Raw genomic sequence first — 25241 nt, forward strand, 5'->3', positions numbered from 1 at the left:
GCTGGCGCTCGAACCTGGCGCAAACTGCGCGCTCGACCCTCTCGCATGGAGACATGATGTGTAGAAGTATCAAGACCCTGTTCAATTTCGAGCCGCCCGCCACCGAGGAGGAGATGCGCGCCGCGTCGCTGCAGTTCGTGCGCAAGCTCAGCGGCTTCGCCCGCCCCTCCAAGGCCAATGAGGCAGCCTTCGATCGCGCGGTCGAAGACGTCACGGCGGCAGCCCGGGCACTGATCGAATCGCTGGTGACCACCGCCGATCCGCGCGACCGCGAGATCGAGGCCGCCCGCGCCCGTGCCAGGACCGCGGTGCGCTTCGGCGCCCAGGGCTGAGGGCAGCAGAGATGCCAAGCGTCGAACAGATCCAGCAGATCCTCGAGCCGCTGTTCCCCGGCCTGATGGGCGTGCGCCTCGTCACGCTCGAACCCGAGCGCGTGGTCGCCGAACTCCCGGTGCGCGCCGACCTGTGCACCGCCGGCGGCATCCTGCACGGCGGCGCCTACATGGCCTTCGCCGACACGCTCGGTGCCGTCGGCACGCTCATCAACCTGCCGCAGGGCAAGCGCACCACGACCACCGACTCCAGCACCAAGTTCATCGGCGGCGCGCGCGTCGACACCACGGTCGTCGGCGAATCGGTGGCGCTCCATCGGGGGCGGACCACCATGGTGTGGCAGACCACCATCCGGACCGCGGAAGGCAAGCTGTGCACCGTGGTCACGCAGACCCAGCTGGTCATGGATGCGTAGCCCGAAGGCGCCGTGAAGACATCGCCCGATTTCGTCGCCTTCGTGAAAGACCAGCTGGATGCGTTGCGCGACCTCCGGAGCGCGCGCCTGTTCAGCGGCGTCGGGCTGTCTGCCGCCGGCATCCAGTTCGCGATGATCATCGACAACGTGCTCTATTTCGCGGTCGACGACACCACCCGTCCGGCCTATGAGGCGATGGGCAGCCATTGCTTTGCGTATTCCACGCGCGTGCGGCGGGTCGAGGTCCGGCGCTACTACGCGCTGCCCGCCGACCTGCTGGAAGACCGCGAGCGCCTGGTCGCCCTGGCTCGCGAATCGCTGGAGATCGCGGCGAGGCCGAGAAAGCGCAAGTCAGCCCAAGGCCCTGTGGGAAGTCATACTCGAACGCCATGACTGACGCCGCGATCGAGATCGTCGCCTACGATCCCACCTGGCCGGCACGCTTCGAGAGCGAGCGCCGCCTGCTGCAAGCCACGCTGGCCCCCTGGCTGGCCGGCGCGATCGAGCACATCGGCAGCACCGCCGTGCCCCTGCTTGCGGCCAAGCCGGTGATCGACATCATGGCGCCGGTGCATTCGCTGGAAGACTCGCGACCGGCCATCGAGGCGGTGGCGCGCGCCGGCTACCTCTATGCGCCCTACAAGGCCGAAGCCATGCACTGGTTCTGCAAGCCTTCACCGGCCTTGCGAACCCATCACCTGCACCTCGTTCCGCTCGACAGCCCGCTGTGGCGCCAGCGATTGGCCTTTCGCGATGCCCTGCGCGCCGATCCCGATGTCGCTGCCGACTACGCGGCACTCAAGCGTCGGCTCGCCCTCGAGTTCCGCGACGACCGCGACGCCTACACCGAGGCCAAGACCTCTTTCATCCTCAAGACACTCCAGGAGTAGTCCATGTCCCTCCAGCTCTGGCTCGCCTTCGTCGCCGCATCGGCGGTGCTGCTGATCATTCCCGGGCCCACCATCCTCACGGTCATCAGCTATTCGGTGGCCCACGGCAAGCGCGCCAACCTGCCGCTGGTGGCGGCGGTCGCGCTCGGCGACTCGACCGCGCTCGTGGTCTCGCTGCTGGGCCTCGGCGCCCTGCTCGCGACTTCGGCCTTCTGGTTCACCGCCATCAAGTGGGTCGGCGGCCTCTACCTGCTCTACCTCGGCATCAAGCTGCTGCGCGCCGGCATCTCGCCGGCCGTGCTGGCCGCACCCGCCGCGCCTGGCTCGCGCTGGAGGCTGTTCGCCAACACCTACCTCGTGACCGCGCTCAATCCCAAGGGCATCGTCTTCTTCGTCGCCTTCCTGCCGCAGTTCATCGATCCGCGTGCCAGCGTGACGCATCAGCTGTGGGTGCTGGCCCTGACCTTCGTCTTCATGGCCGCCCTCAACGCCACGCTGTATGCGGTGTTCGCAGGCTCGGCGCGGCGCCTGCTGGCCTCGCCGCGCGCGCAGCGGCGCTTCAACCTCGCCGGCGGCTCGCTGCTGTCGGCCGCCGGCGTCTGGGCCCTGCTGGCCCGGCGCCCGGTGTGAGCCGCCGGGCTCAATAGCGGTACGGATTGTTGGGGCGGCGGTCGTAGCGGTTGGGCACGCCGTCACGATCGCGGTCGCGGTCCATGTAGGCGCCGCCCCGCGGCGGCGGCGGACGGTAGCTGTCGTAAGGCGCAACGATGCAGCCCGACAGCGCGAGGGCGGCGAGGACGAGTGCGAGGCTCTTCATCTGGATCTCCTTGGGTTGGAGAATCCATCGTCGGGCGCAGCGGTGTCGGCACCGCGTCGGCGGCACGCAGATGCGTGAAGTCCGTTACGGGATGTGCACCTCGGCCCCGTCCGCCCCCAGATAGGCCCGCGCCAGTGCATCGTCGCCGGCGATCTGCGCCGCCGTGCCCTGCGCCACGATACGGCCGCCCTCGATGACATAGGCGCGATCGGCCAGCGCCAGCGCGAGGCTCGCCATCTGGTCGACCAGCAGGATCGTCATGCCCTCGGCGCGCAGGCCGTCGAGGGCGGCGAACAGTTCCGCGATCACCTTCGGCGCCAGGCCCAGCGACGGCTCGTCCAGCAGCAGGATGCGCGGCCGCGCCATCAGGCCGCGCGCGATCGCCAGCATCTGCTGCTCGCCACCCGACAGCAGTCCGGCGCGCTGCTGCTGCCGCTCGCGCAAGCGCGGGAAGCGGGCGAACATCTCTTCGACGCGCGCTTCCCGGTCCTGCGGCTGGCGGAAGGCGCCGAGCCGGATGTTGTCGAGCACGCTGAGCTCCGGAAACACCTGCCGGCCTTCGGGCACCAGCACCAGCCCGCGCCGGACGATCAGCTCGGCCGCCAGCCCGCCGAGCTCGTGCCCCTGCAGATGGATGCCGCCCTGCACCGGCCGATGCAGGCCGGCCAGCGAACGCATGAGCGTCGACTTGCCGGCCCCGTTGGCCCCCAGCAGCGCCACCACCTCGCCTTCGCGCACCTGCAGGTCGATGCCATGCAGCACCGGCTCGGCGCCATAGCCCGCGACCAGCGAGCCGACCCCGAGCATCTCCTCGGCCATGCCGGGCGCGGGCCGCAGGCGCACCGCCTCGGGCGCCGCCAGCGCCTCGCCCAGATAGGCCTGCCGCACCCGCGGATCGGCCTGCACCTCGGCCGGCGCGCCGGTCGCGAGCAACTGGCCGGCATCGAGCACCACCACCTGGTCGGAGATGCCCATGACCAGATCCATGTCGTGCTCGACCAGCAGCACGCCGACGCCGGCCTCCGCGATCTGGCGCAGCAGTGCGGCCAGGCGGTCCTTGTCCTCGCGCGAGAGGCCGGCCGCGGGCTCGTCGAGCAGCAGCGCCTGCGGGTCGGTCGCCAGCGCACGCGCGATCTCGACCAGGCGCTTGTCGACATGCGCGAGATCGGCGGCCGGCGTGTCGCCCGGACCGCGATAGCCGCAGAAGGCCAGCAGCGCACGGGCCCGTGCCCGCTGCGCCGGCGCAGCGAAGGCACCGGCGCCGAAGAGCCCGCCGAGCGCGCCGCGGTGCAGCGCCAGCAGCAGGTTGTCCTCGACGCCGAGGCTGCCGAACAGCTGCGAGCTCTGGTAGGTGCGCGCCACGCCGCGGCGGGCGATCGCGTGCGAACCCAGGCCCTGCAGGATCTCGTCGCCGAGCCTGAACAGGCCGCCGGTGGGCTTGTAGAAGCCGCTCAGCATGTTGAGCACGGTGGTCTTGCCGGCCCCGTTGGGTCCGATCAGGCTCGTGATGCGGCCCGGCGCCGTGTCGAAGCCGACGCCGTTGACCGCACGCACGCCGCCGAACTGCATCGTCAGCGACTCGGCCCGCAAGGCGGCGCGCGGCCGCGCGCCCAGGCCCGGCAAGGCGCCTTCGACCGCCGGCGCCGCAGCGACGCCGGCGCGCTTGGGCCGCGGCCGGAGTCGGCGCCACAGCCCTACGGCGCCTTCGGGTGCCACCCAGAGCACGACCAGCAGCATCGCGCCGAAGAACAGCAGGCGGTACTCCTCCAGGCCGGACAGCAGCTCGGGCAGGAGCGCGACGATGATCGCGCCGGCCAGCGGTCCGGCGACCGAACCCGCGCCGCCGAGCACGACCACCAGCACGAACAGGATCGACTGGCCGAAGCCGAAGCTGCTCGGCGTGACGAAGCCCGAGAGCGGCGCGAACAGGCCGCCCGCGATGCCGGCCGCGGTCGCCGAGACCGCGAAGGCCACGGTCTTGACCACCAGCGGATCGATGCCTATCGATTCGGCCGCGGTCTCGCTGTCGCGCACCGCGCGCATGGCCGCGCCCCAGCTCCCGCGCGAGAGCCAGGCGAACAGCGCCAGCGCAACCCCGGCGGTGACGATGGCCAGCATCGCCATCGCCTTCTCGCCGCTGGCGGCGAAGGGCAGCGCGGGTGCCGTGATGCCCATGATCCCGTTCTGGCCGCCCGTGAGATCGCGCATCTCGATCACGCCGTGCTCGACGATGAAGCCGAAGGCGATCGTGATCATCGCCAGGTAAGGCCCCTTGACGCGCAGCGCCGGCAAGGCGAGCAGTGCGCCCATCACGCCCGAAAGCAGCGCCGCGACCGGCCATGCGGCCCAGAAGCTCCAGCCGGCCTTGGTAGTGAGGATCGCGACCGTGTAGGCGCCGATGGCATAGAAGCCCACATGGCCGAAGGACACCTGCCCGGTCAGCCCCTGCAGCACATTGAGGCCGATGCCCACGATGGCCAGCAGCGCCACGTTGGCCAGCACGAAGACGTAGTAGCCGTTGACGCCGGCCGCGGCCGCGAGGCCGGCCAGCAGCAGCACGAGCACCGCGGCGATCTGGCCGCTGGAACCGAGTCCGAGCCGGTTCGGCGAAGCCGCGGAAGAACTCTGCAAGCGTGGCAGCACGGCGCTCATACCTTCTTCACCTCGGCGCTGCCGAACAGGCCGTTGGGCCGCAGCGCCAGCACCGCGATCACCAGCGAGAAGCTCAGGATCTGGGTGTAGCTCGAGCCCAGCGTGGCGCCGATCAGCGACTCGAGGATGCCGAACAGCAGCCCGGCCACCATCACGCCCCAGGGACTCGTGATGCCGCCGAGGATCGCAACCGCGAAGGCCTTGAGGCCGAAGAGCGTGCCCATGTCCGCATTGACGTTGAAGAGCGGCGCGATCAGCACGCCGGCCACCCCGGCGAAGGCCGCCGACAGCGCGAAGGCCAGCGCCACCACGCGCCGGATCGGGATGCCCATGAGCCGCGCCGCATCGCGGTTCTGCACCACCGCGAGCATCGCGACGCCCCAGCGCGTGCGGCGCGACACCGCGTGCAGCGCAGCCGCCAGCGCCAGCCCGACCACCGGGATCACCAGCTGCAGCGGGTAGACGCCAAGGCCGACCTCGCCCACCGTGACCGGCGACACGGCCAGCGGCGACGGCAGGCTGCGCGGCTCCTTGCCGAAGGTGAAGAGCACGGCGTTGTCGAGCACGATGCCGAGCGCCACGGTGGCGATCAGCCAGGCGTTGGAGCCGCGGCTGGCGAAGGGCCGCACCGCCAGGAACTCCACCACCAGTCCGTACAGCGCGCACAGCAGCAGCGCCAGCAGGACGGCCAGCGCCACCGGCCAGCCCAGCGTCTGGGCGAAGGTGAAGGTCAGCACCGCGCCGAGCATCATCGAGCTGCCCTGCGCGAAGTTGACCGTGCCCGAGACGGCATAGGTCACGTAGAACCCGAGGGCCATCAGGCCGTACATGCTTCCGAGGCCGAGGCCGCCGAGGAGCGCTGACAACATCGACATCTTGGAAGTCCCGGCCGCGTGCTCAGTTGGTCGACAGGCCGACCGGCAGGATGCGGTTGTCGACGAACTGCGCCCAGACATAGTCGTCCACGCCCAGCGCATCGTGGTTGGCGGCCGTGAACGGCGTCTTGTAGCTCTTGATCAGGCCGTCGTAGCTGGCGATCTTGTAGAAGCCCTGGCGCACTGCGTCGCCATCGGTGGAGCCGGCCTGCGCGATCGCCAGCGCCGCCAGGTGCATGCCGTCGTAGGCATTGGCGACACCGACCGCCGGCGTGATGTCGCCCGGGCCCTTGATCGCCGGGTACTTGGCGACCAGCGACTTGATGACGCGCTCGCCGACCGGCGACTGCTTGCCGAAGAAGCTGTAGGTCTGGACGAAGTGCACGTCCTTCGCGTTCGGTCCGGCCAGTTCGGTGAATCGGCCGCCGGCCGGGCCCCAGTGCGAGACCACCGGCACCTTCCAGCCCATGCGGTCGAGCGACTTCACCACCTGGGCCGACGGCCCGACGTTGGCGACCAGGAACAGCGAATCCGCGCCCGCCGCCTTCAGGCGCGTGAGCTGCGGCACCATGTCGAGATCGCTGGCCTCGAACTTCTCGACGCCGGCGGGCGCGATGCCCTTCTCGGCCAGCGCGGCCTTCAGGCCCTTCTCGTTCGATTCGCCCCAGGGGTTGTTGACCAGGATCATGCCGGGCTTGGCCGACTTGAAGGTCTTCTGCGCGTACTGCAGCATCGCGCGGTCGACGGTCTCGTCGACCGCCGAGACGCGGAACACGTAGTTGGGGTTGGCGCCGTTCTTCGTGATCGGCGTGCCGGCCGCCCACGGTCCCATGAAAGGCACCTTCTCCTGGTTCGCCAGCGGCACGATGGCCATCGAGACCGGCGTGTCGAGGCCGCCGAACAGCACCGCCACCTTCTCCTTGTAGATCAGCTCGCGGGCCGCGACCACGCCCTTGGCCGGGTTGGCCTCGTCGTCGCGGCGCACCAGCTCGAGCTGGCGGCCGCCCAGCAGGCCGCCCTTGGCGTTGACCTCGTCGATGGCCAGCTGCAGGCCGCGCGAGATCGCCTCGCCAGACAGGGCCGACTGGCCCGAGAGCGCGGTCACCAGGCCGATCTTGATCGGCTCCGCGGCAACGGCGGCAGTGCCCCACAGGGCGGCGAAGGCAAGCGCGCAGGCGCTCGAGACAAGGGTGCGGCGGGCAATGAGGGACATGCGAATCTCCGTGGATGGGTCTCCGCCGGAATGCAAGCGCCGTGCCAGTGTCGCCAATTCACGATAATTCACGCGCACATCTTTGAACATGGATTGTTCACAATCGGCACGCAACTTGCAGACAAACAGCATCGCCGCCCCGATCCGGAGATCCCGAATGAACGCCCGCTACCTCGGCCCGCTGCCCGCGCACGGCCGCTTCGACTACCTGCCGATCACGCGGCGCACCGACCATGCCTGGCCCAACGGCGCCCGGCTGGCGGTCTACCTGGGCTTCAACCTGGAGCATTTCGCCTTCGGCGAGGGCATGGGCGCATGCATCGGTCCGGTGCATCCGCACCCGGACGTGCTGAACTACTCGTGGCGCGAATACGGCAACCGGGTCGGCGCCTGGCGCTGCCTCGAACTCTTCGACAGCCTCGGCCTGCCTTCGAGCACGCTGCTCAACACCGCGCTCTACGACCACTGCCCGGAGCTGGTCGCGGCCTCGGTGGCGCGCGGCGACGAACTCATCGGTCACGGCCACAGCAACTCCGAGCGCCAGGCCGACATGGCCGAAGCCGACGAAGCGGCGCTGCTCGCCGACTGCCGCGAGCGGATGCGCGCCGAAAGCGGCCAGGCCCCGGCCGGCTGGCTCTCGCCCTGGATTTCCGAAAGCCATCTGACGCCCGACCTGCTGGCCGAGGCCGGCTACGGCTATACGCTCAACTGGTGCCACGACGACCAGCCGATCCGCATGCGCACGCGCGGCGGCCGTACGCTGTGGTCGGTGCCCTACCCGCAGGAGCTCAACGACATCCCGATGATCATCGCGCGCCAGATGGACGCCAAGGACTTCGCCACCATGGTCATCGACAATGCCGACGAGATGCTCGAGCAGTCGCGCCGCCAGCCTTTGGTGATGGGGCTCGCACTGCACCCGTATATCGTCGGCCAGCCCTACCGGCTGCGGCACCTGCGCCGCGCGCTCGCCCATCTGGCTGGCCTGCGCGACCGCGGCGAGATATGGTTCACCACGCCGGGCGATATCTGCCGGCACATGGAGCAACTGGAACCCACATGAAGGCCGAGCCGCACGAACCCGCCGAGGAAGACGGCGACGCTGTCGAGCAGCGCATCTACCGCGCGGTCTTCGACAGCGTCATGAACCAGCGCCTGACGCCCGGCACCAAGCTGCCCGAAGCCTCCCTGTGCGAGCTGTTCGGCGTCAGCCGATCGGTGGTTCGCAAGGTGCTGCAGCGCCTCGCGCACGACCACATCGTGCAGCTGCGGCCCAACCGCGGCGCGATCATCGCCGTGCCTTCGCCCGAGGAAACGCGGCAGATCTTCGAGGCCCGGCGCGGCCTCGAGACCCTCATCGCCCGGCTGGCGACGCAGAACGCGACCGCCCGCGACCTCGCCGCGCTGCGCCAGCAGCTGCAGCAGGAGCACGAGGCCATGCACCGCTTCGACCAGCCGGCCTGGGCGAGGCTCGCGAGCTCGTTCCACCTGCGGCTGGCGGCGCTGGCGCGCAATCCGATCCTCGAGCGCTACCTGGTCGAGCTGGTGTCGCGCTGCTCGCTGATCGTGGCGCTCTACGAGCCGCCCGGCAACGCCTCCTGCGAGCACGACGAGCACGAGCGCATCGTCGACTGCCTGGCGCGCGGCGATGCCGAGGGCGCGGCACGGCTGATGGACGAGCATCTGCGCGAACTGGAGCGCAACGTGTCGGTGCAGCGCGCCGCCCCCGAGCGCACGCTGGCGCATCTGCTCGGGATGGCATGACACGCCGGTGCCCGCTCGCCATCGCGCTGGCGGCCGCCCTGCTGGCGGCGCCGGCCTGGGCACTCTCCGGCATCGCGAGCTTCGACGAGGTCCGGCGCGACTTCCGTCCTTCCGACACCGTGGTCCTGGACCGCGACGGCGTGCTGCTGCAGCGGATGCGCACCGACGCCAGCGTGCGGCGCGGCGACTGGATCGCGCTGGCCGACATCTCGCCGGCGCTGCGCAGCGCGATGCTGTTGAGCGAGGACAAGCGCTTCTACGCGCACAGCGGCGTCGACTGGCGCGCGGTCTCGGCAGCGGCCTGGGGCAATCTGTGGAACACCCGCACGCGCGGCGCCTCGACGATCACGATGCAGCTCGCCGGCCTGCTCGACGACGACCTGCGCCGCAACGGCGGCGGCCGCAGCCTGACGCAGAAGCTCGGCCAGACCGTCGCCGCGCAGCAACTGGAGCGCCACTGGCGCAAGGACCAGATCCTCGAGGCCTACCTCAACACGGTGCCGTTCCGCGGCGAGATCGTCGGCATCGACGCGTTGTCGCGCACGCTCTTCGGCAAGGCGCCGCACGGGCTCGATGCGCGCGAGGCGGCGGTTGCCGCGGCGCTGGTGCGGGCGCCCAATGCCAAGCCGGCGCTGGTGGGCCAGCGGGCCTGCGAGCTGATGCGGGCGATGGAGCCCGACGACAAGCCCGACTGCTCGGCACTCGACATGTTCGCCAGTGCGGCGCTGCAGCGGCGCGCCTACGATCCGAGCGAAGGCATCGCGCCGCACCTGGCACGCCGCGCCCTGAAGGACGCCGGCGCCACGCCGGCGCCGATCCGCACGACGCTGCGCGCACCGCTCCAGCGCTTCGCGGTCGATGCACTGCAGCGCCAGCTGCGCGAACTGCGCGGACGCAACGTCGAGGACGGCGCACTGGTGGTGCTCGACAACGCCAGCGGCGAAGTCCTCGCCTGGGTCGGCTCCTCGGGCGCGCTGAGCCGGGCGGCCGAGGTCGACGGCGTGCTCGCGCAGCGGCAGCCAGGCTCGACCCTCAAGCCCTTCCTGTATGCGCAGGCGATCGCCGAGCGCAGGCTCACGGCGGCCTCGCTGCTCGATGATTCATCGGCGCAGATCAGCACCGCGGGCGGCCTCTACATCCCGCAGAACTACGACCGCCAGTTCAAGGGCACCGTCTCGGTGCGCACCGCGCTCGCGGCCTCGCTCAACGTGCCGGCGGTGCGCACGCTGGTCATGGTGTCGCCCGAAGCCTTCGCGCGCCAGCTGCGCGCGGCGGGCCTGCCGCTGGCGCAGAACGGCGACTACTACGGCTACAGCCTGGCGCTCGGCAGTGCCGAGGTCTCGCTGCTGGCGCTGACCAATGCCTACCGCACGCTGGCCAACGGCGGTCGCTTCGGCGAGGTCCGCCACCTGCCGCGCGCCAGCGCCGCGCCGAATGGCGATGTCGATGCCATCGACGCCCGCGCCGCCTTCATCGTCGGCGACATGCTGGCCGACCCGAACGCCCGCGCCCGCACCTTCGGCCTCGACAGCGTGCTCGCAACCCGCTTCTGGAGCGCGGTGAAGACCGGCACCAGCAAGGACATGCGCGACAACTGGGCGATCGGCTGGTCGCAGCGCTACACGGTCGGCGTCTGGGTCGGCAACGCCAGCGGCGCACCGATGTGGGACGTGAGCGGCACCAGCGGCGCGGCGCCGGTCTGGGCGCAGACCATGGGCTTCCTGCATCGCAGCGAGCCGAGCCGGGCGCCGGCGCCGCCGGCCGGCGTGGTCCAGGCGCGCGTGCGCTTCGGCGACGATCTCGAAGCGGCCCGCGGCGAGTGGTTCGTCGCCGGCACCGAGCAGCCGCTGTTCGCGATCGCGCCCGAAGCATCGGCCGCCGAGGCAGCGCCCCGGATCAAGTCGCCCGCGGACGGAACGATCATCGCGCTCGACCCCGACATCCCGCCCAGCCGTCAGCGCCTGCGCCTGGAGGCCGAGGGCCGCGGCGTCCAGTGGCGCATCGACGGCAGGCCCTTCGCGCGCGGCGCCAGCGCGCAATGGCTGCCCTGGCCCGGGCGTCATGTGGTGCAGTTGCTCGATGCCCGCGGCCAGGTGGTCGACGAGCTGCGGCTCGAGGTGCGCGGCGCCGGCGTGCTGGCCAGCGCGAAGCGCTGAGGCAGGCGAAGGCGTCCGACGCCTGTCAGCCGCGACCGACGGCACGCAGCCGACAAACGGCGTACAGCCGGCCCGCGCCACGGACCACGACGGCTCAAGCCGCGCACCGCTGCCGCGGCGGGTTCGCAGCAGCTATACCTTCAAGCATGGGAGTTCGCTCCACACGCCACGGAGGCCGAGATGCTGATCAAGATGACAACCGTTCCGCAAGCGCAGGATCCTCAGATCGTGGTCGCGTGGATCCGGGCCTGCATCTGGGCCGGCATCGAAGGCTGGCCTTTCTGCCGCCTGAAGTAGCAAGCGGTCAGCCGCGGCTCGCTTCGCGGGCTCGCCGGGCCTCGTAGGCCTGCAGGTGAGCGAAGACGATGCGCAGCGGCGACACCCGCTTGCCGCCGTCCGCGCCGCGCCGCAACAGATCGCCGACGATATGGTCGCCTTCGATGGCCGCCCCGCGTTCGATGTCCTTGAACATCGAGGCGGTCATCAGCGATCCTCTGACCGCCAGCATCGCATGCGCCCGCGCCAGCGATTCGGCACGCGGCGCAAAGCCGTTGTGGGCCAGGATGGCGGCGCACTCGTCGACCACCGCATCGGCGACGTCGGTGCCGCCGCTCTCGACGATGTCGCCGACCGTGGCGCGCATCAGGCAGGTCATGCTGGCCGCGGAGGCGATGAACATCCACTTCTCCCACATGTCCTGCAGGATGTTCCCGGACGCCCGGGCATCGAAGTTCGCGCCGGCAAGAGCACTCTCGAGGGCCTGCACCCGCGCCGAGCGTTCGCCGCTGAACTCGCCATAAGTCAGGCCGTGCATGTCGTTGTGGTGCAGCACCCTGCCCTCTTCGTCGAGCGAGGCCGAGATCATGCACAGGCCGCCCAGCACCCGCTCGGCGCCGAAGCGATCGCCCAGCGCGTCCAGATGACGCATGCCGTTCAGCAAGGGAAGAATGGCCGTCCCGGGTCCGACCGCGGGCGCGAACGATTCCATCGTCTCCGCCAGGTCGTAGGCCTTGCAGCCGACCACGACGACGTCGAAGGGGCCTTCGATGCCATCGGCCTGAACCGAAGGCGGCGCCGGCAGCGCCAGGTCGCCCTTAGGGCTCTTGATCACCAGGCCGGTCCGCGCGAGTTGCGCCGCCCGGCGCGGCCGCAGCAGGAAGCTGACGTCCTGTCCGGCCTCGAGCAGCCGGCCGCCGAAATACCCGCCGAGCGCACCCGCGCCCACTACCAGGATCCGCATGAATCTTTCCTCGTCGAATGATGGGACGAGGGATTCTGCGCCGATGCCCGTAAAGCTGCTGGCAGCGCGCTTCAGTAGGTCTTGTACGGCAGGAACTTGCCCGACAGCACCACGTTCACGCGGTCGCCCTTGGGGTCGGCCTGGCGCTGGATGTCCATGCTGAAGTCGATCGCGCTCATGATGCCGTCGCCGAATTCCTCGTGGATCAGCTCCTTGATCGTGGTGCCGTAGACGCTCACGATCTCGTACCAGCGGTAGATCAGCGGATCGGTCGGCACCGGGGTCGGCAGCGAGCCCTTGTACGGCACCACCTGCAGCCACTTCTGTTCTTCGGCCGTGAGTCCGAAGATCTTGCCGATCACCTTGGCCTGGGTGGCGTCGAGCGTCATCTGGCCGAGGCAGGCGGCGGTGGTCCACTCCTTCGACAAGCCGAGCTTCTTCGCCACGTCGGCCCACTGGATGCCCTTGGCCACTTTCACGGTGATGATCTTCTCGGTGACGTCGTTGCGGTTCATATCGAATGCTCCTGTTGGTTGTGCTGTATGAAAAAAAGGAAGTCAGGCCGCCTTGGCGCGCGTGACGAGGAAGTCGACGATGTGGTTGCGCAGCGCGTAGTAGCCGTCGAGATGGTGCAGCCCGGCACGCGTGCGCTCGCGCGGCAGCGGGTTGACCACGGTCTCGGCGATGTTGCCGGGCCGGTAGCCCGCCGCGGTCTCGCTGCCGTTGCTCATCAGCAGGATGCGGTCGGCCAGCAGGATCGCCTCGTCGACATCGTGCGTGATCATGAAGACCGTCTGCTGCGTCTGGCGCACGATGGCCATCAGCTCGTCCTGGATGGTGCCGCGCGTGAGCGCATCCAGCGCGCCGAAGGGCTCGTCGAGCAGCAGCATCTTCGGCTGGATCGAGAAGGCCCGCGCGATGCCCACGCGCTGCTTCATGCCGCCCGAGAGCTGCGAGGGCTTCTTGTCGATCGCGCCGTCGAGGCCGACCAGCGAGACGAACCTGCGCACCTGCTCGTCGACCTTGGCTGCCGGCCATTCCGGCCAGCGCGACTGCACCGCGAAGGCGATGTTGCGCCGCACCGTGAGCCAGGGCATCAGCGCGTGGCTCTGGAACACCACGCCGCGTTCCAGGCTGGGCCCCGCGAGCTCGCGGCCGTCCATGAACACATGGCCGCCGGTCGCCGCATCCAGCCCGGCCAGCACGTTGAGGATGGTCGTCTTGCCGCAGCCCGAGTGGCCGATGATGCAGACGAACTCGCCGCGGTCGAGCGTGAAGCCGACATCCGCGAACACCGGCTTGCCCGGCACGAAGGATTTCGAGAGCCCCTCGATGCGCAGGAAGGCGCTGCCGGCGGCAGGCACGGCGGCGATGCTTGCTTTCATTGCGATCCCCTGGTCACTCCACATAGGTCACCTTCCTCTGCAGGCCGGCGAAGGCCATGTCGAGCAGCATGCCGACGACTCCGATCACGAGGATCGCGAAGATGACGTTGGTGAGCGACAGATTGTTCCATTCGTTCCAGACGAAGTAGCCGATGCCGGTGCCGCCGACCAGCATCTCGGCGGCGACGATCACCAGCCAGGCGATGCCCATGCTGATGCGCATGCCGGTCAGGATCGTCGGCGCCGCCGCCGGCAGGATCACGCGGAAGGCGCGCCGCAGCGGCTTCACCTCGAGCGTGCTGGCCACGGCGAGCCATTCGCGCTTGACCGAGGCCACGCCGAAGGCGGTGTTGAGCAGCATCGGCCACACCGAGCAGATGAAGATCACGAAGATGCCGCTGGTGGACGAATCCTTGATCGTGTAGAGCGCGAGCGGCATCCAGGCCAGCGGCGAGATCGGCTTCAGCACCTGGATGAAGGGGTCGAAGGCCTTCTGCAGCAGCGGCGACATGCCGATCACGAAACCCAGCGGCACCGCCACCAGGCAGGCCAGCAGGAAGCCGAGCGCCACGCGGCCCAGCGACCAGGCGAGCTGGATCGCGATGCCCTTGTCGTTCGGGCCGTTGTCGTAGAACGGGTTCGACAGGTGCTTCCATGCGGTCGCACCGATCTCGGCCGGCGTCGGAAAGCCGGCCGCCTTCACCTGGCCCGGGTCCTTGCCGAGCATCTTCTGGTACTCGATCTGCTCGGCCGTCATGCCGGCCTGCGAGGCCGCCGCGCCCGGCGACTGGGTCGCCACCTGCCAGACCGCGAGGAAGGCAAGGAACAGCGCCAGCGACAGCAGCGCGGACCTGAGCCGCAGCGACTTCTTCATGCCGTTCAGCCGGCCAGCTTGCTGATCGCGAAGCTGCGCGCGTACTCGTCCGGCTTCGCCGGATCGAACACGCGCCCCATGATCGTGAACTTCGGGTAGGCGCCCTCGGGCGGCGTCTGGCCGAGCTCCTTCATGCGCTTCCTGGCATCGGTGATCAGGAACACCTTCTCGGCCAGCTGCTTGTAGTCGACCTCGCCCTTGACGTAGCCCCAGCGCTTCATCTGCGTCAGCATCCAGACCGCCATCGACTGCCACGGGATCGGGTCGAAGTCGATCCGGTCGGGCACCGTGCGGATGTTGCCCAGGCCGTCGGCGAAGCGGCCGGTCAGCACCTGGGTCAGCACGGTCTCGGGCTGGTTCAGGTACTGCGCCGGCGCGATCACCTTGGCGATCAGCTCGCGGTTCTTGGCTTCGCGCGCCATCGCCGAGGCGGTCAGCACGGCGCGCGTGAGCGCCGCGAAGGTGTTCGGGTTCTGCTGGATGAAGGCGCTCGAGGTGCCGAAGGCGCAGCACGGATGGCCATTCCAGATCTCCTTGGTCAGGATGTGGATGAAGCCGACTTCCTCGAACACCGCGCGCTGGTTAAACGGATCGGGCCCGAGGTAGCCGTCGATGTTGCCCGCCCGCAGGTTTGCCACCATCTCGGCCGGCGGCACGACGCGGATCTGGATGTCGGTGTCGGGGTTCAGGCCCGCTTCCGCCACGTAGTAGCGCAAGAGGAAGTTGTGCATGCTGTACTCGAAGGGCACCGCGAACTTGAAGCCCTTCCACAGCTTCGGATCGCGCTTGTCCTTGTGCTTGTTGGCCAGCGTGATCGCCTGGCCGTTGGTGTTCTGGATCGCGGCCACGTTCATCGGCGTCGCATTGGCGCCGGCGCCCATCGAGATCGCCAGCGGCATCGGCGACAGGAAGTGCGTAGCGTCGTATTCCTTGTTGAGCATCTTGTCGCGGATCAGCGCCCAGCCCGCGGTCTTCACGACCTCCACGTTGAGCCCCTGCTTCTGATAGAAGCCCAGGGGATGCGCCATGATCAGCGGCGTCGCGCAGGTGATCGGGATGAAGCCGATCTTCAGGTCCTTCTTCTCGAGCGGCCCCTTGTCCTGCGCCATCGCCTGCAGCGCGCCCAGCGGCAGCACCGACAGGATCGCCGCGCGCGCGGTGCTCGCACCCACCGCGCGCAGGAAGCCGCGGCGCACGCTGTCGACCGGGAACAGCGCCTTCACCAGGCTGGCCTCGAGCTTGGCGTTCGCGTCCTCGACCGCGCCGACATGCGCGCCGGGCGCATGGCTGCGGCCGCAGGCACAGCGCATCGCGAGCGGGCGGTCGGCGTCGAAGGGGTCGCTGGCCGGGGCTTCAGGCAGTCTGGACATGGTGCACCTCGTTGAAAAGATGAGGGGCACGATGCAAGTGCCGGGCCGGTCGGCCCGCCTGCAGGCGTCGCCATGAAAGATCGCGGGGCCCCGGTCGATGCCATGTAGGGGCAGCACTACACGGCAGGCCCAGCCCGCTCCTCTTCAGCCCGCCGGCGCGCCCTTCGCGTGGCGCTCGGCGTACAGCGCGAGCTCGACGTCGTTCTTGGTCCCGGTCTTCTCGAGGATGCGGGCCCGGTAGGTGCTGACGGTATTGGGCGCCAGGCCGAGCCGCGCACCGATTTCGCTCACGGTCTGCCCGGCCGTGAGCAGCCTGAAGACCTGGTGCTCGCGGTGCGAGAGCGCATCGGCGCCCTGCCCGGCGGCGCTGCCGACCGCCGCGGCCAGCGCCTCCGCGGTCGCCGGCGACACGTACCTGCCGCCGGCCGCCACCTTGCGCACCGCGCCGACCATGTCGTCCGGGTCGGCGCTCTTGTGCAGATAGCCGGCGGCGCCGAGCTTGATGCAGCGCACCGCATACTGCTTCTCGGGGTAGGTGCTGAGCATCAGCACCGGGAGCGCGGGCCACTGCTTGCGCAAGGCCTGCAGCACGTCCAGCCCGTCGCGGCCCGGCAGCGCGATGTCGAGCAGCACCACGTCCAGTCCTTGCGGACCGCCGAGCGCCGCCACGCGATCGAGCACCTCCGCGCCGGTCTGCGCCTCGCCCGCCACCACCATCTCCGGAGGTCCGTTCGCGAGGTCGCCCAGCACCTGCTTGAGTCCTTCGCGCACGATGCGGTGGTCGTCGCCGATCAGCACGCGGATGTCCTTGTCCTCTCTCATGGCAAGGGCAGCTCCAGGCTGAAGACGCTGCCCGCGCCGGGCTCGCTCCGGATCGCGACGCGTCCGCCGAAGTGCAGCGCCCGTTCGCGCATGCCCTGCACGCCGTAGGCGGTCGGGGCCTCGAAGACATGGGCCGGCGCGCCGATGCCGTCGTCGCGCACGCGGATGTGCAACTGCCCGGCCACGGCCTCGATGCGGATGTCGAGCCGGCTCGCACGCGCATGCCGCCCGACGTTGCTGAGCATCTCCTGGAAGATCCTGAAGACCGCGATCGCGGCCGGCTCGGGCAGCTCGACGCCGGGCGCGACATCCATCTGCCAGTCGAGCGCGAGTTCGGCCGACTGCACGAACTCGTGAGCCTGCCATTCGAGCGCCGCCCACAGCCCCTGGTGGTCGAGGATGCTGGGCCGCAGGTCGGTGATGATGCGGCCGACGTTGTCGACCGCGCGCTCGATCAGCCCGCTCATGTTGCGGCACTTGCTGCGCATCAGCGTGCGCATCTGCTGCGCGTCGTCGGGCGCCCGCTCCTGCTGCTCGCCGAGTCGCTTGCCGATCCAGTCGACGTCCATCTTGAGCGCCACCAGCAGGCTGCCGAGTTCGTCGTGCACCTCGCGCGCGATGCGGGTGCGCTCGTCCTCGCGCACCTTGTCGAGCCAGGCCGAGAGCTCGCGCAACTGCGCCAGCGCATCGCTCAACGCGCGCGTGCGCTCCTCCACGCGCAGCCCGAGCTCGTCCTTGGCCTGCTGCAGCGCCAGTGCCGAGCGCCGGCGCTCGGTGATGTCGACGAAGGTGATGACCGCGCCGCGCACCTGGCCGCCATCCAGGATCGGATGGCTCGAGTACTCCACCGCGAAGGCGCTGCCGTCGCGGCGCCAGAAGACCTCGGTGTCGATGCGGCAGGCGAGGCCCCGCCGGAAGGCGTTGAAGATCGGGCAGTCGGTGTCGGCATAGTGCGAGCCGTCCGGATGCGAGTGGTGCGTGAGCTCGTGCATGTTGCGGCCCAGCACCTCGGTGCGTTCGTGCCCCAGCATCCGCGCGCCGGCCCGGTTGATGAACATGCAGTGGCCGTCGAGGTCGATGCCGAAGATGCCCTCGCCGGTCGATTCGAGCAGCAGACCGAGCTGGTGCTGCCACAGGGGATGGCTGGCCGGAGCGGGCAGGACGGGCGTTTCCATGCACCAGATGCAAGCAACTGCCGTGCCGCCTTGGTGCACCGGTTACAGGGCGCCATCGGTCCCGAAGATAATACGCATTGCGCAGCCACAGAACCCAGGAGCCCTTTCTCGTGCCAGACCTGTCCAAGATCACGACCATCGAAGACCTGCGAGTCATCGCCAAGAGCCGCGTGCCACGCATGTTCTACGACTACGCCGACTCCGGCGCCTGGACCGAAGGCACCTACCGCGCCAACGAAAGCGACTTCCAGAAGATCAAGCTGCGCCAGCGCGTGGCAGTCAACATGGAGGGCCGCTCGACCCGCACCACGATGATCGGCCAGGAGGTCGCGATGCCGGTGGCGATCGCCCCGACCGGCCTCACCGGCATGCAGCATGCCGACGGCGAGATCCTCGGAGCCCTCGCGGCCAAGGCTTTCGGCATCCCGTTCACGCTCTCGACCATGAGCATCTGCTCGCTCGAGGACATCGCCGAGAAGACCGACCGCCACCCGTTCTGGTTCCAGCTCTATGTGATGCGCGACCGCGACTTCATCGAGCGCCTGATCGAGCGCGCCCGCGCCGCCAACGTCAGCGCGCTGCAGCTCACGCTCGACCTGCAGATCCTCGGCCAGCGCCACAAGGACATCAAGAACGGCCTCACGGCGCCGCCCAAGCCGACGATCAAGAACCTCATCAACCTCGCGACCAAGCCGCGCTGGTGCATGGGCATGCTGGGCACCAAGCGCCGCACCTTCGGCAACATCGCGGGCCACGCCAAGGGCGTCAAGGACCTGTCCTCGCTGTCGTCCTGGACCGCCGAGCAGTTCGACCCGACGCTTTCCTGGGCCGACGTCGAGTGGATCAAGAAGCTCTGGGGCGGCAAGCTGATCCTCAAGGGCATCATGGACGTCGAGGATGCACGCCTCGCGGCGGCCAGCGGCGCCGATGCACTGATCGTCTCCAACCACGGCGGCCGCCAGCTCGACGGCGCACCCTCGTCGATCGCGGCGCTGCCGGCGATCGCCGAGGCCGTGGGCACCGAGATCGAGGTCTGGATGGACGGCGGCATCCGCAGCGGCCAGGACGTGCTCAAGGCGCGCGCGCTGGGCGCCCACGGCACGCTGATCGGCCGCAGCTTCCTCTATGGCCTCGGTGCGCACGGCCAGGCCGGCGTGACCCGCGCGCTGCAGATCATCCAGAAGGAACTCGACATCACGATGGCCTTCTGCGGCCGCACGCAGATCGACCAGGTCGACTCCAGCATCCTGCTGCCCGGCACCTTCTGAACGTGAAGGCGCGCTGCCAGTCGGGTCACGGCCCCGGCTGACAGCGTCTGCGGGCGCCATGGGGCATCATCGAGAGCGCCATAACAACTCGATAGAAGCACTTCTCCATGAGCTCCGCCGCGTCCGCTGCGGGGACGGCTGCGGCCGTCGATCCCGCCCTCTCCCACCGCCCCTACACCTCCGAAGAAAAGCGCCACCGCATCTTCGCGATCATGGCTGCCTCTTCGGGCAACCTGGTCGAGTGGTTCGACTTCTACGTCTACGCCTTCAGCGCGCTCTACTTCGCCCCCTCCTTCTTCCCCAAGTCCGACCCGACCGCGCAGCTGCTCAACACCGCAGGCGTGTTCGCCGCCGGCTTCCTGATGCGACCCATCGGCGGCTGGCTGTTCGGCCGCGTCGCCGACCGCTACGGACGCCGCACCTCGATGCTGATCTCGGTCACGATGATGTGCGCCGGCTCGCTGGCCATCGCCTGCCTGCCCACCTATGCGGCGATCGGCGCCTGGGCGCCCTTCCTGCTGCTGGTCTGCCGGCTGTTCCAGGGCCTGTCGGTGGGCGGCGAGTACGGCACCACCGCCACCTACATGAGCGAGGTGGCGCTGCGCGGCCAGCGCGGCTTCTTCTCGTCCTTCCAGTACGTCACGCTGATCGGCGGCCAGCTGCTCGCGGTGCTCGTCATCGTGATCCTCGAACAGCTGCTGAGCGAGGCCGAGCTCAAGGCCTGGGGCTGGCGCATCCCCTTCGTGATCGGCGCCATCGCGGCGGTCGTGGCGCTGTTCCTGCGCCGCACCTTGCACGAGACGCAAAGCGCCGAGTCGCGGGCCAACAAGGAGGCCGGCAGCCTCGCGGGACTCTTCAAGCATCACAAGGCCGCCTTCTTCACCGTGCTCGGCTACACCGCCGGCGGCTCGCTGATCTTCTACACCTTCACGACCTACATGCAGAAGTACCTGGTCAACACGGTCGGCCTGCCGATCAAGACCACCAGCTACGTGATGACGGTCGCGCTGTTCGTCTACATGTGCATGCAGCCGCTGTTCGGCGCGCTGTCCGACCGCATCGGGCGGCGCACCAACATGCTGCTGTTCGGCGGCCTGGGTGCCGTCGCGACGGTGCCGATCCTGACCGCGCTGCAGGGCGTGACCAGCCCGGTCGCGGCCTTCCTGCTGATCATCCTGGCCCTGGCGATCGTGAGCTTCTACACCTCCATCAGCGGCATCGTGAAGGCCGAGATGTTCCCGCCGGAGGTGCGTGCGCTGGGTGTAGGGCTGGCCTATGCGGTGGCCAATGCGATCTTCGGCGGATCGGCCGAGTACGTCGCTCTGGGGCTGAAATCGATCGGCCACGAGAGCGCCTTCTTCTGGTACGTGACCGGCATGATGGTGCTGGCTTTCGCGGTCGCCTGGCGGCTGCCGAAGCAGGCCTCCTACCTGCACCACGACCACTGAGTCAGGCTTCGGCTTCCCACATCGTGGGGTAGTGGCGGATGAAGCCGTCGGGCGTGACTTCGAGCATCGCTTCGTAGTCGAAGCGCGGTGCCGCGTACCAGTAGTCGCTGTCGCTGCGCCGCTCGTAGCGCTGCTGCAGTTCGGTCAGGCCGCCGCCGTCGAGGTCGAGCCAGGCCACCGGCGCATCGGCGGCCTCGCCGGCAGCCAGGTGCAGCCGGCGCAGCTGCAGCAGGTTGGTGGCCGGCGTGAAGCCGAGGTCCAGATCGACGCAGTGGCCGAGTTCGGCTACCGGCACGTCATTGAGCTTCCAGCCGCCACGGGTGTCGTGCACGATCGACAGGTCGATCGCCTCGCCGCCCAGCCAGCCGCGCACCGTGCCCCATTGCGTATGCCAGGCCCGGTCGCAGCGCACCCGATAGTGCAGTTGCGCGACCCGGCCGTCCTCATGGCGAAAGGCGGCCCCGCCATCGATCTGCCAGTTCTCGCCCATGCGCTCGAGCCGGCAGACGTCATGCCCCGGCTGGCCGATCCGGCGCCAAAGGATGGTTGCGAGCGTCTGCATGGGGCGGATGATGGCACCGCCATGCCGCGCAGCGCAAGCGCCGCCTGCCGATGGTGTCCGCCCGTCCGCAGCGGCGACAATCGCAGGCGTGACGACCGCACCGATCCGCCGCATCGCCCATCTCGACATGGACGCCTTCTACGCTTCGGTCGAACTGCTGCGCTACCCGCAGCTCAAGGGCCTGCCGATGGTGATCGGCGGCGGCCGGCGCAAGGTCGACGAGGCCCTGCGAAACGTGCCCGAGGGCGGCACCCTGGCCGACATCCCGGTGGCCGCCTTTCCGCTGCTCAAGGACTACGCAGGCCGCGGCGTGATCACCACCGCCACCTATGCGGCGCGGCAGTTCGGCATCGGCTCGGCGATGGGGCTCATGAAGGCCGCCAAGCTCTGCCCGCAGGCGCTGATCCTGCCGGTGGACTTCGACGAGTACCGCAAGTACTCGCGCCGCTTCAAGCAGGTCATCACCGAGATCGCGCCGCTCATGGAGGACCGCGGCGTCGACGAGGTCTACATCGACTTCACGGACGTGCCGGGCGGCCAGCGCGAAGGCGGGCGCGTGCTGGCGCGGCTGATCCAGAAGTCGATCCTCGGGGCCACCGGCCTGAGCTGCTCGATCGGTGTCGCACCCAACAAGCTGCTGGCCAAGATGGCGAGCGAGTTCGACAAGCCCAACGGCATCTCGATCGTGTTCGAGAGCGACCTGCAGACGCGCATCTGGCCCCTGCCCTGCCGCAAGGTCAACGGCATCGGCCCCAAGGCCGACGAGAAGCTGCAGGGCCACGGCATCCGGACCATCGGCGAACTCGCGGCAAAAGACCGCGACTGGCTGATCGCCCATTTCGGCAAGGCCAGCGGCGCCTGGATGCACGAGGTCGCGTGGGGCCGCGACCAGCGGCCCGTGGTCACCGAGAGTGAACCGGTATCGATGAGCCGCGAGACCACCTTCGATCGCGACCTGCACGCGGTGCGCGACCGGGCCGAGCTAGGCGCGATCTTCACCCGCCTGTGCGAACAGCTGGCCGCGGACCTGCAGCGCAAGGGCTACGTCGGCAAGACGATCGGGATCAAGCTGCGCTACGGCGACTTCAAGATCGCCACGCGCGACCAGACCATCGAAGCTTTCACCGCCGATCCGAAGGAGATCCGGCGCATTGCCGGCCATTGCCTCAAGCGGGTGCCGTTGGAGCGTCCGCTGCGGCTGCTCGGCGTCCGCGTGGGCACGCTGGCCAGGGCCGGTGAAGTGCCGGTCGAGCCGGCCGTGCGGCCCCCGGCTGCCGTCCGCCGCGCGGCCAGGCCGGCCGACGAATCGACCGCCCGGACCGCTTCGTTGTTCTAGGGCGTGTCCGCCCTGGCCGATCAGCGCGGCGCCAGCGCCGGCACCCCGCCCTGCCATTGCGGCCAGTTGACGACGATGTGGTCGACCACCCGGCTGCCGACCAGCTCGATGTTCTGGACCGTCTCGGCGAAGCCGCCGGCGGTTTCGCCGGGTGCCGGGTCCAGATGCTGCAGCGTCGTCTCGCGCGGGTTGCCCTGGTCGAAGTTGACCGCCCCGCGCAGGCTCATCACGCGGTCGGTGCCGTGCTGGCGCTTGATTACCAGCGTGATCGCGGCCGCTTCCATCTCGGTGATCACATAGTCGTCGGCGCCGTACAGCTTGGCGATGTACTGGGCCTGGTTCGACATGCCGGGGCCGTGGAAGAAGGTGTCGCCGGTCATGTGGGTGCCGGTGCCGACGAAGGGTGCGCGCCGCGCCGCCGCCTGCGGGTAGCGCAGGCGGTAGGCCTTGGCGGAATCGGAGTCCTTCAGCGGGGTGTCGGCCGACAGCTTCATCGCCCAGGCGACCAGTTCGGGGTTGAGCTTGAAGCGGCGGTACTCCTCGTAGCCCTTGCGCGGCATGAAAGTGGGCTCGCCGGCCTTGTTCTCCTCCGGCGCCCAGCGGTGGCCGAGGTCGTAGTCGACCAGCCAGGTGGCCCAGCTGACCTCGCCGATGGTGCCGCGCGAGGGCGGCGTGCCGGCCACGCCGGATATCACGTAGTAGGCCTTCGAGAAATCGAACTTCGGGCTGGTCAGGATCGCCTGCATCGACGCCGACGAGTTGACCTTGCCCATGCCGAGCACCGAGCCGCAGACGCCGTCCGTGTTGCAGTACACGGGCTGCAGCGCGCCGGGCACGGTGACCGGCACGGCCCCCTTCCAGTAGCGCTCGTACCAGTGCTGGAACTCGCCGGCGCGATCCCCGGTGTTCTGGCCGATCTCGAACATGGCGCCAACGAAAACCTTGACCTTGACGGGCTCGGCGACGCGCGACGGCGCGACCGAACTGCAGGCTGCAGCAAGCACGACAACGGCAGGAAGCGCACCCCAACGGGCGCGGCGGGACCAGACTGACGACATGGAAATCTCCGGGAGAAAGGGAATTCGACAAGAAAGCAGGACGGTGCGACAGGTGCGCATCGCACCGGCAACGCTTGCAGCGTCCTACAGCGGCGCGCCGACCGCATCGGCAGGCTGTAGGTCTCTCTGTGCACTGCTCGGTCGAGATTGTCGCAAACACCATGCCCACCGCGAACCCACGCCCCGTTCCCCTTGCCAACGGTCTGGTCTACGTGAACCCCGACATGCCGGGCTGGAGCCGGGTCCGGCGCGGCGCCGGTTTTCGCTATCGGGACAGCCGCGGCAACTGGCTGCGCGACGACGACGAGATCCTGCGCATTCGCCGCCTCGCGATACCACCGGCCTACGACAAGGTATGGATCTGCCCGGTCGCGAACGGTCACCTGCAGGCCACCGGGATCGACGCACGTGGCCGCAAACAGTACCGTTATCACGTCGAATGGCGTACGTTGAAGGACGAACGCAAGTTCGAGCGTTTGGAAGCCTTCGGTCGCGCGCTGCCTGCGATTCGCCGCCGCGTGGCGCGCGACCTGGCCGCAGGCGCCAAGGCACCGCTCGAGCGGCAATTGCTGATGGCCACCCTGGTGCGCTTGCTCGACACGACCTTCCTGCGCGTCGGCAACGAGGAATACGCCAGCAGCAACGGCTCGTACGGACTCACGACGCTGCGCAACAGGCACGTCGACATCCAGGGCAGCGCACTCAGGCTGCGTTTTCGCGGCAAGAGCGGCGTGATGCACGAGGCCCGCGTGGACGATGCGCGCATCGCGGCGATCGTGCGCCGATGCCAGCAACTACCCGGCCAGGAGTTGTTCCAGTATCAATCGGACGACGGTAGTCCGCGCGGCATATCGTCAACCGATGTGAACGATTACTTACGCGAAATCGCCGATGGTGACTTCACGGCCAAGGACTTTCGCACTTGGCATGGAACGGTCCAGGCCCTCGAATTGACTCGCATCGCGTGTACCACGGGCGAACCGGACGCCGTGCGCTACAGCGCGAAGGAAATCATCTCGGCGGTGGCGAAACAACTGGGCAACACGCCGGCGGTGTGCAAGAAATCCTATGTGCACCCGGCTGTCCTCGCGCTCGGCAGCGCACTCGCAGGCAAGGCCGACGCCATCGCCGAGATCTGGACCCGGATCGGCGAACACGCGCAGGGCAGGCGCCATCTGTATGCAGCCGAAGCCCGCTTGCTGGAATTCCTGCGGCAGCACCGGATGAGCGCCAAACGCAATTCCAGGTCCCCCAAAGCAAAACGCCCAGCCTTTTGAGGGGCTGGGCGGTTTGGGCTGTAAGAGCCTGACGATGACCTACTTTCACACGGGAACCCGCACTATCATCGGCGCTGAGGCGTTTCACTGTCCTGTTCGGGATGGGAAGGAGTGGGACCACCTCGCTATGGTCATCAGGCATAAAGGGTTGTCGTGCTGACGGGGTCAGCACAACGAATTCATAGAGTCTGGAATCAGCTTTTGATGCTTGTGGCATCGGAATCTTGAATGCGTCAACTTGGCATAACACCTTGATCGTAGATCAAAGTTATAGGGTCAAGCCGCACGAGCAATTAGTATCAGTTAGCTTA

25 protein-coding genes and 1 rRNA gene are annotated in these 25241 nt (G+C 68.9%); 12 read left to right on the top strand and 14 right to left on the bottom strand.

Features of this window, described 5'->3' with window-relative positions; all coding sequences use genetic code 11:
* Nucleotides 1-56 precede the first annotated feature (56 nt).
* The 5 genes from QTI45_RS13645 to QTI45_RS13665 are packed head-to-tail and all read left to right on the top strand — an operon-like array spanning nt 57 to nt 2268.
* Nucleotides 57-332, top strand: a complete 276-nt coding sequence (locus QTI45_RS13645; RefSeq protein WP_286368335.1) for a DUF2277 domain-containing protein — start codon at nt 57-59, stop codon at nt 330-332.
* Between the two features lie 11 nt (nt 333-343).
* A complete protein-coding gene (locus QTI45_RS13650) occupies nt 344-748 on the top strand; it encodes a PaaI family thioesterase (RefSeq protein ID WP_286654699.1) in 405 nt (134 codons plus the stop codon).
* 12 nt (nt 749-760) lie between these two features.
* On the top strand, nt 761-1141 hold the full coding sequence (locus QTI45_RS13655) for a TfoX/Sxy family protein (protein WP_286368333.1): 381 nt from the start codon (nt 761-763) through the stop codon (nt 1139-1141).
* Nucleotides 1138-1638, top strand: coding sequence for a GrpB family protein (locus QTI45_RS13660; protein ID WP_286368332.1), 501 nt, complete (start codon nt 1138-1140; stop codon nt 1636-1638). Before QTI45_RS13655 ends, QTI45_RS13660 begins: the two co-directional genes overlap by 4 nt.
* Nucleotides 1639-1641: 3 nt before the next feature.
* Nucleotides 1642-2268, top strand: a complete 627-nt coding sequence (locus QTI45_RS13665; protein ID WP_286368331.1) for a LysE family translocator — start codon at nt 1642-1644, stop codon at nt 2266-2268.
* Between the two features lie 10 nt (nt 2269-2278).
* Here the strand turns inward: QTI45_RS13665 and QTI45_RS13670 are convergent, their stop codons facing one another.
* The 4 genes from QTI45_RS13670 to QTI45_RS13685 all read right to left on the bottom strand — a co-directional run bounded on the left by QTI45_RS13670 (nt 2279) and on the right by QTI45_RS13685 (nt 7195).
* Nucleotides 2279-2455 (bottom strand): hypothetical protein, encoded by a 177-nt coding sequence (locus tag QTI45_RS13670; RefSeq protein WP_286368330.1) that lies wholly within the window; start codon nt 2453-2455, stop codon nt 2279-2281.
* A gap of 84 nt (nt 2456-2539) precedes the next feature.
* Nucleotides 2540-5107 (bottom strand): branched-chain amino acid ABC transporter ATP-binding protein/permease, encoded by a 2568-nt coding sequence (locus QTI45_RS13675; RefSeq protein ID WP_286654700.1) that lies wholly within the window; start codon nt 5105-5107, stop codon nt 2540-2542.
* A complete protein-coding gene (locus QTI45_RS13680; protein WP_286368328.1) occupies nt 5104-5982 on the bottom strand; it encodes a branched-chain amino acid ABC transporter permease in 879 nt (292 codons plus the stop codon). The genes QTI45_RS13675 and QTI45_RS13680 overlap by 4 nt, the downstream gene beginning before the upstream one ends.
* Nucleotides 5983-6004: 22 nt before the next feature.
* Entirely contained in the window at nt 6005-7195 is a 1191-nt protein-coding gene (locus QTI45_RS13685; RefSeq protein ID WP_286368327.1) for an ABC transporter substrate-binding protein, read from the bottom strand.
* A 157-nt stretch (nt 7196-7352) separates the two neighbouring features.
* On the opposite strand from QTI45_RS13685, the gene QTI45_RS13690 reads away from it, so the two are divergent.
* Genes QTI45_RS13690 through pbpC form a run of 3 tightly spaced genes read left to right on the top strand, consistent with a single transcriptional unit; the run spans nt 7353 to nt 11115 of the window.
* Nucleotides 7353-8258, top strand: coding sequence for a polysaccharide deacetylase family protein (locus QTI45_RS13690; RefSeq protein WP_286654701.1), 906 nt, complete (start codon nt 7353-7355; stop codon nt 8256-8258).
* A complete protein-coding gene (locus QTI45_RS13695; protein WP_286368325.1) occupies nt 8255-8959 on the top strand; it encodes a GntR family transcriptional regulator in 705 nt (234 codons plus the stop codon). The genes QTI45_RS13690 and QTI45_RS13695 overlap by 4 nt, the downstream gene beginning before the upstream one ends.
* The gene (pbpC, locus tag QTI45_RS13700) at nt 8956-11115 is read left to right on the top strand and encodes a penicillin-binding protein 1C (RefSeq protein WP_286654702.1); all 2160 of its coding nucleotides are present in this window, start codon (nt 8956-8958) and stop codon (nt 11113-11115) included. The genes QTI45_RS13695 and pbpC overlap by 4 nt, the downstream gene beginning before the upstream one ends.
* A gap of 304 nt (nt 11116-11419) precedes the next feature.
* On the opposite strand, the gene panE is transcribed toward pbpC, so the two are convergent.
* The 7 genes from panE to QTI45_RS13735 form a co-directional block, all read right to left on the bottom strand.
* Nucleotides 11420-12355 (bottom strand): 2-dehydropantoate 2-reductase, encoded by a 936-nt coding sequence (gene panE / locus QTI45_RS13705; protein ID WP_286654703.1) that lies wholly within the window; start codon nt 12353-12355, stop codon nt 11420-11422.
* Between the two features lie 71 nt (nt 12356-12426).
* Nucleotides 12427-12870: a cyanase gene (gene cynS / locus QTI45_RS13710; RefSeq protein WP_286368322.1), complete on the bottom strand. Its 444-nt coding sequence runs from the start codon at nt 12868-12870 to the stop codon at nt 12427-12429.
* A gap of 42 nt (nt 12871-12912) precedes the next feature.
* Nucleotides 12913-13740 carry an ABC transporter ATP-binding protein gene (locus QTI45_RS13715; protein ID WP_286654704.1) on the bottom strand — a complete coding sequence of 276 codons (828 nt, stop codon included), beginning with the start codon at nt 13738-13740 and terminating at the stop codon, nt 12913-12915.
* A 13-nt stretch (nt 13741-13753) separates the two neighbouring features.
* The gene (gene ntrB, locus QTI45_RS13720) at nt 13754-14614 is read right to left on the bottom strand and encodes a nitrate ABC transporter permease (protein ID WP_286368320.1); all 861 of its coding nucleotides are present in this window, start codon (nt 14612-14614) and stop codon (nt 13754-13756) included.
* A gap of 5 nt (nt 14615-14619) precedes the next feature.
* Nucleotides 14620-15984 (bottom strand): CmpA/NrtA family ABC transporter substrate-binding protein, encoded by a 1365-nt coding sequence (locus tag QTI45_RS13725; RefSeq protein WP_286654705.1) that lies wholly within the window; start codon nt 15982-15984, stop codon nt 14620-14622.
* A 144-nt stretch (nt 15985-16128) separates the two neighbouring features.
* Nucleotides 16129-16806, bottom strand: a complete 678-nt coding sequence (locus tag QTI45_RS13730; protein ID WP_286654706.1) for a response regulator — start codon at nt 16804-16806, stop codon at nt 16129-16131.
* The gene (locus QTI45_RS13735; RefSeq protein ID WP_286654707.1) at nt 16803-17981 is read right to left on the bottom strand and encodes a sensor histidine kinase; all 1179 of its coding nucleotides are present in this window, start codon (nt 17979-17981) and stop codon (nt 16803-16805) included. Before QTI45_RS13735 ends, QTI45_RS13730 begins: the two co-directional genes overlap by 4 nt.
* Before the next feature lie 110 nt (nt 17982-18091).
* Here QTI45_RS13735 and QTI45_RS13740 point away from each other — a divergent pair, with 110 nt between their 5' ends.
* Together QTI45_RS13740 and QTI45_RS13745 are read left to right on the top strand one after the other, a co-directional pair.
* A complete protein-coding gene (locus tag QTI45_RS13740; protein ID WP_286368316.1) occupies nt 18092-19249 on the top strand; it encodes an alpha-hydroxy acid oxidase in 1158 nt (385 codons plus the stop codon).
* 107 nt (nt 19250-19356) lie between these two features.
* Nucleotides 19357-20697 carry an MFS family transporter gene (locus QTI45_RS13745; RefSeq protein WP_286368315.1) on the top strand — a complete coding sequence of 447 codons (1341 nt, stop codon included), beginning with the start codon at nt 19357-19359 and terminating at the stop codon, nt 20695-20697.
* A gap of 1 nt (nt 20698) precedes the next feature.
* On the opposite strand, the gene QTI45_RS13750 is transcribed toward QTI45_RS13745, so the two are convergent.
* Entirely contained in the window at nt 20699-21259 is a 561-nt protein-coding gene (locus QTI45_RS13750; RefSeq protein WP_286654708.1) for a putative glycolipid-binding domain-containing protein, read from the bottom strand.
* Nucleotides 21260-21386: 127 nt separating this feature from the next.
* Between QTI45_RS13750 and QTI45_RS13755 the strand changes: the two genes are divergently transcribed.
* On the top strand, nt 21387-22595 hold the full coding sequence (locus tag QTI45_RS13755) for a Y-family DNA polymerase (RefSeq protein WP_286654731.1): 1209 nt from the start codon (nt 21387-21389) through the stop codon (nt 22593-22595).
* A 20-nt stretch (nt 22596-22615) separates the two neighbouring features.
* Here the strand turns inward: QTI45_RS13755 and QTI45_RS13760 are convergent, their stop codons facing one another.
* Nucleotides 22616-23653, bottom strand: coding sequence for a purine-nucleoside phosphorylase (locus QTI45_RS13760; RefSeq protein ID WP_286654709.1), 1038 nt, complete (start codon nt 23651-23653; stop codon nt 22616-22618).
* 161 nt (nt 23654-23814) lie between these two features.
* On the opposite strand from QTI45_RS13760, the gene QTI45_RS13765 reads away from it, so the two are divergent.
* Nucleotides 23815-24930, top strand: a complete 1116-nt coding sequence (locus QTI45_RS13765) for a DNA topoisomerase IB (RefSeq protein ID WP_286654710.1) — start codon at nt 23815-23817, stop codon at nt 24928-24930.
* Between the two features lie 26 nt (nt 24931-24956).
* Here QTI45_RS13765 and rrf read toward each other — a convergent pair.
* Nucleotides 24957-25069, bottom strand: a 5S ribosomal RNA gene (gene rrf, locus QTI45_RS13770).
* Between the last annotated feature and the right edge of the window lie 172 nt (nt 25070-25241).

The organism is Variovorax saccharolyticus (assembly GCF_030316765.1).
GTDB classification, from domain to species: domain Bacteria; phylum Pseudomonadota; class Gammaproteobacteria; order Burkholderiales; family Burkholderiaceae_C; genus Variovorax; species Variovorax saccharolyticus.

What these genes read in the sequence shown, in the direction of transcription:
- QTI45_RS13645 (WP_286368335.1), top strand. Translation starts at nt 57, where the DNA reads ATGTGTAGAAGTATCAAGACCCTGTTCAATTTCGAGCCGCCCGCCACC.
- QTI45_RS13650 (WP_286654699.1), top strand. Translation starts at nt 344, where the DNA reads ATGCCAAGCGTCGAACAGATCCAGCAGATCCTCGAGCCGCTGTTCCCC.
- QTI45_RS13660 (WP_286368332.1), top strand. Translation starts at nt 1,138, where the DNA reads ATGACTGACGCCGCGATCGAGATCGTCGCCTACGATCCCACCTGGCCG.
- QTI45_RS13665 (WP_286368331.1), top strand. Translation starts at nt 1,642, where the DNA reads ATGTCCCTCCAGCTCTGGCTCGCCTTCGTCGCCGCATCGGCGGTGCTG.
- QTI45_RS13670 (WP_286368330.1), bottom strand. Translation starts at nt 2,455, where the DNA reads ATGAAGAGCCTCGCACTCGTCCTCGCCGCCCTCGCGCTGTCGGGCTGC.
- QTI45_RS13675 (WP_286654700.1), bottom strand. Translation starts at nt 5,107, where the DNA reads ATGAGCGCCGTGCTGCCACGCTTGCAGAGTTCTTCCGCGGCTTCGCCG.
- QTI45_RS13680 (WP_286368328.1), bottom strand. Translation starts at nt 5,982, where the DNA reads ATGTCGATGTTGTCAGCGCTCCTCGGCGGCCTCGGCCTCGGAAGCATG.
- QTI45_RS13685 (WP_286368327.1), bottom strand. Translation starts at nt 7,195, where the DNA reads ATGTCCCTCATTGCCCGCCGCACCCTTGTCTCGAGCGCCTGCGCGCTT.
- QTI45_RS13690 (WP_286654701.1), top strand. Translation starts at nt 7,353, where the DNA reads ATGAACGCCCGCTACCTCGGCCCGCTGCCCGCGCACGGCCGCTTCGAC.
- QTI45_RS13695 (WP_286368325.1), top strand. Translation starts at nt 8,255, where the DNA reads ATGAAGGCCGAGCCGCACGAACCCGCCGAGGAAGACGGCGACGCTGTC.
- pbpC (WP_286654702.1), top strand. Translation starts at nt 8,956, where the DNA reads ATGACACGCCGGTGCCCGCTCGCCATCGCGCTGGCGGCCGCCCTGCTG.
- panE (WP_286654703.1), bottom strand. Translation starts at nt 12,355, where the DNA reads ATGCGGATCCTGGTAGTGGGCGCGGGTGCGCTCGGCGGGTATTTCGGC.
- cynS (WP_286368322.1), bottom strand. Translation starts at nt 12,870, where the DNA reads ATGAACCGCAACGACGTCACCGAGAAGATCATCACCGTGAAAGTGGCC.
- QTI45_RS13715 (WP_286654704.1), bottom strand. Translation starts at nt 13,740, where the DNA reads ATGAAAGCAAGCATCGCCGCCGTGCCTGCCGCCGGCAGCGCCTTCCTG.
- ntrB (WP_286368320.1), bottom strand. Translation starts at nt 14,614, where the DNA reads ATGAAGAAGTCGCTGCGGCTCAGGTCCGCGCTGCTGTCGCTGGCGCTG.
- QTI45_RS13725 (WP_286654705.1), bottom strand. Translation starts at nt 15,984, where the DNA reads ATGTCCAGACTGCCTGAAGCCCCGGCCAGCGACCCCTTCGACGCCGAC.
- QTI45_RS13730 (WP_286654706.1), bottom strand. Translation starts at nt 16,806, where the DNA reads ATGAGAGAGGACAAGGACATCCGCGTGCTGATCGGCGACGACCACCGC.
- QTI45_RS13735 (WP_286654707.1), bottom strand. Translation starts at nt 17,981, where the DNA reads ATGGAAACGCCCGTCCTGCCCGCTCCGGCCAGCCATCCCCTGTGGCAG.
- QTI45_RS13745 (WP_286368315.1), top strand. Translation starts at nt 19,357, where the DNA reads ATGAGCTCCGCCGCGTCCGCTGCGGGGACGGCTGCGGCCGTCGATCCC.
- QTI45_RS13750 (WP_286654708.1), bottom strand. Translation starts at nt 21,259, where the DNA reads ATGCAGACGCTCGCAACCATCCTTTGGCGCCGGATCGGCCAGCCGGGG.
- QTI45_RS13755 (WP_286654731.1), top strand. Translation starts at nt 21,387, where the DNA reads ATGGACGCCTTCTACGCTTCGGTCGAACTGCTGCGCTACCCGCAGCTC.
- QTI45_RS13760 (WP_286654709.1), bottom strand. Translation starts at nt 23,653, where the DNA reads ATGTCGTCAGTCTGGTCCCGCCGCGCCCGTTGGGGTGCGCTTCCTGCC.
- QTI45_RS13765 (WP_286654710.1), top strand. Translation starts at nt 23,815, where the DNA reads ATGCCCACCGCGAACCCACGCCCCGTTCCCCTTGCCAACGGTCTGGTC.